General features: G+C 41.6%; 4 protein-coding genes. All 4 read left to right on the plus strand.

Annotated elements, in window-relative coordinates:
* Positions 1-61 precede the first annotated feature (61 nt).
* The 4 genes from E5A76_RS06840 (at position 62) to arsC (ending at position 2,629) form a co-directional block, all read left to right on the plus strand.
* The gene (locus tag E5A76_RS06840) at positions 62-358 is read left to right on the plus strand and encodes a metalloregulator ArsR/SmtB family transcription factor (RefSeq protein ID WP_008989058.1); all 297 of its coding nucleotides are present in this window, start codon (positions 62-64) and stop codon (positions 356-358) included.
* Between the two features lie 61 nt (positions 359-419).
* Positions 420-1,139: an arsenical resistance protein ArsH gene (gene arsH, locus E5A76_RS06845; RefSeq protein WP_161118486.1), complete on the plus strand. Its 720-nt coding sequence runs from the start codon at positions 420-422 to the stop codon at positions 1,137-1,139.
* A gap of 4 nt (positions 1,140-1,143) precedes the next feature.
* Positions 1,144-2,205 (plus strand): ACR3 family arsenite efflux transporter, encoded by a 1,062-nt coding sequence (gene arsB, locus E5A76_RS06850; RefSeq protein ID WP_107165935.1) that lies wholly within the window; start codon positions 1,144-1,146, stop codon positions 2,203-2,205.
* Positions 2,206-2,209: 4 nt separating this feature from the next.
* The gene (gene arsC, locus E5A76_RS06855) at positions 2,210-2,629 is read left to right on the plus strand and encodes an arsenate reductase (glutaredoxin) (RefSeq protein ID WP_053988859.1); all 420 of its coding nucleotides are present in this window, start codon (positions 2,210-2,212) and stop codon (positions 2,627-2,629) included.
* The last annotated feature ends 55 nt before the right edge of the window (positions 2,630-2,684 follow it).

Consider the following 2,684-nt stretch of genomic DNA (forward strand, 5'->3'; position numbering starts at 1 on the left):
GTATCATATATATGAAAAATCGTATGTGAGCTTTATGGAAACACTATCATTCTTCAAAGCCATGGCGGATGACACTCGCCTTAAAGTACTTATGCTCCTTAGCTTAAAAGGGGAGCTTTGTGTCTGTGATTTACAAAATGCACTAGAGATCAGCCAACCGAAAGTATCGCGTCATTTAGCGGAACTGCGTCGTAATGAGCTGCTGGTGGATGAGCGTCGTGCGAAGTGGGTGTATTACAAGTTAAACCCAGCTATGCCAGCATGGATGAATGACATTATTTCAACATCGTCACAAAACAGTCATCAATATTTAGAAGACTGTCTATCTCGATTGAATAGCGACTGCTCTAACTGCTAATCACAATTTATAGCCAGATTATTTATTAAATCTCAACGATATATTGATCATAGGTCATTACATGGAAATCAAAGACTTCTCATTACCGAATCTTGATGAAAGCCATTTTAAATCAACGGTTTCTGAAGATTTAATCGCACCAAAATCGACGCATAAGCCACGTATTTTGTTGCTTTATGGATCATTACGTAAGCGCTCATTTAGTAAGTTAGTGATTGAAGAGTCAGCACGCTTATTAGTTAAAATGGGTGCAGAAGTACGTATTTTTAATCCTGAAGGTTTACCGCTTCCTGATGCTGAAGATCCAACGCATCCAAAAGTGGAAGAGCTACGAGAATTAGTCCTGTGGTCAGAAGGGCAAGTGTGGTGTTCGCCAGAGCGTCATGGTTCGATGACGGGCATTATGAAAGCGCAAATTGATTGGATCCCACTATCAATGGGGGCTGTTCGTCCTACTCAAGGTAAAACACTGGCGGTAATGCAAGTGTGTGGCGGTTCTCAGTCGTTCAATGTAGTAAATCAGCTTCGTGTATTGGGTCGTTGGATGCGCATGATCACCATCCCTAACCAATCAGCAGTCGCGAAAGCGTTTTTAGAGTTTGACGATAACGATCGTATGAAGCCATCAGGCTATTACAACCGCATCGTTGATGTAATGGAAGAGCTAGTAAAATTCACGCTACTCACTCGTGATAACAGTGATTTTCTAGTTGATCGCTACTCAGAGCGTGTCGAAAGCGCAGAACAATTAATGCAACGTGTAAACCAAAAAGAAGGGTAAGAAAATGGGACTGTTTGAACGTTACTTAACAGTTTGGGTAGGGGCAGCCATTATTGCCGGTATTATTCTTGGCAGTGCAATCCCACAATTATTTAGTGTGGTGGCATCGCTTGAATACGCGCACGTTAATATCGTCATTGCGGTATTAATTTGGTTAATGATCTTCCCAATGATGATGCAGATTGATTTCTCATCGATCAAAGATGTAGGTAAAAAACCGAAAGGCCTAGTATTAACGCTGGTAATTAATTGGTTAGTAAAACCTTTCAGCATGGCGTTTCTTGGTTGGCTATTCTTTAAAGTTTTCTTTGCCTCTTGGGTTGAGCCAGAAACAGCTTCTCAATACATCGCAGGTATGATCTTATTGGGTGTAGCACCTTGTACTGCAATGGTATTTGTGTGGAGTCAAATGACCAAAGGTGATGCGAACTACACCTTGGTACAAGTATCAGTAAACGATCTGATCATGATTTTTGCTTTCGCACCGATTGCTGCATTCTTGCTAGGTGTGACAGACATTACAGTACCTTGGGATACCCTAGTATTATCAGTGGTGCTGTATGTGGTGATCCCACTAGTTGCAGGTGCGATTACTCGTAAAGCGCTTGATAAATCTAACGATCACTCACGTTTAGATAACTTATTAGCCAAGCTAAAGCCTTGGTCAATTATCGGTTTGTTATCAACAGTGGTTTTATTGTTTGGTTTCCAAGCGGAAACGATTCTGGCAAACCCTGAAGCAATTGTCTTAATTGCGATCCCATTGTTAATTCAAACCTATGCGATTTTTGCTATTGCTTACTGGGCTGCAAAACGCATGAAGTTAGCCCACAACATTGCAGCACCTGCTTGTATGATTGGTACATCTAACTTCTTTGAATTAGCAGTAGCCGTTGCGATTTCACTATTTGGTTTACATTCAGGTGCAGCCCTTGCCACGGTTGTAGGTGTGCTGGTAGAAGTGCCTGTAATGCTGTCTTTAGTATGGTTTGCCAACCGTACCCGTCATTGGTTTGATGAAAACGAAATGCCATCAAACACTATTTCAAAAGTACACGGAGAGTAAAAACATGGTTGTTATTCACCATAATCCAGAATGTGGCACTTCAAGAAATGTGCTGCAAATTATCCAAGATGCAGGCTATGAGCCAGTCGTGATTGAATACATTCAAGAAGGGTGGACCAAGCCTCAGCTTCAAGCGTTATTTGCAGCGGCAAACCTAACACCACGCACAGCATTACGTACCAGTAAATCACCAGCCAAAGAGCTTGGTTTATTGGATGAAAGCGTATCAGACGAAGTGATCCTTGAAGCTATGTTAGAGCATCCAGTATTGGTGAACCGCCCAATCGTATGTACAGCAAAAGGCGTGAAACTGTGTCGCCCAAGTGAAGCGGTACTAGATGTATTAGAAAACTGGCCGAAAGGACCATTAATCAAAGAAGATGGCGAAGTCATCATCGATGAAAACGGTAATCGCTTGTTGTAATAAGCATTACTGTTAAAACTATAAAAGAAAATTAAAGCTCTGATGAAAGTCAGGG

The organism is Photobacterium lucens (genome assembly GCF_009873615.1).
Classification (GTDB): Bacteria; Pseudomonadota; Gammaproteobacteria; order Enterobacterales; family Vibrionaceae; genus Photobacterium; species Photobacterium lucens.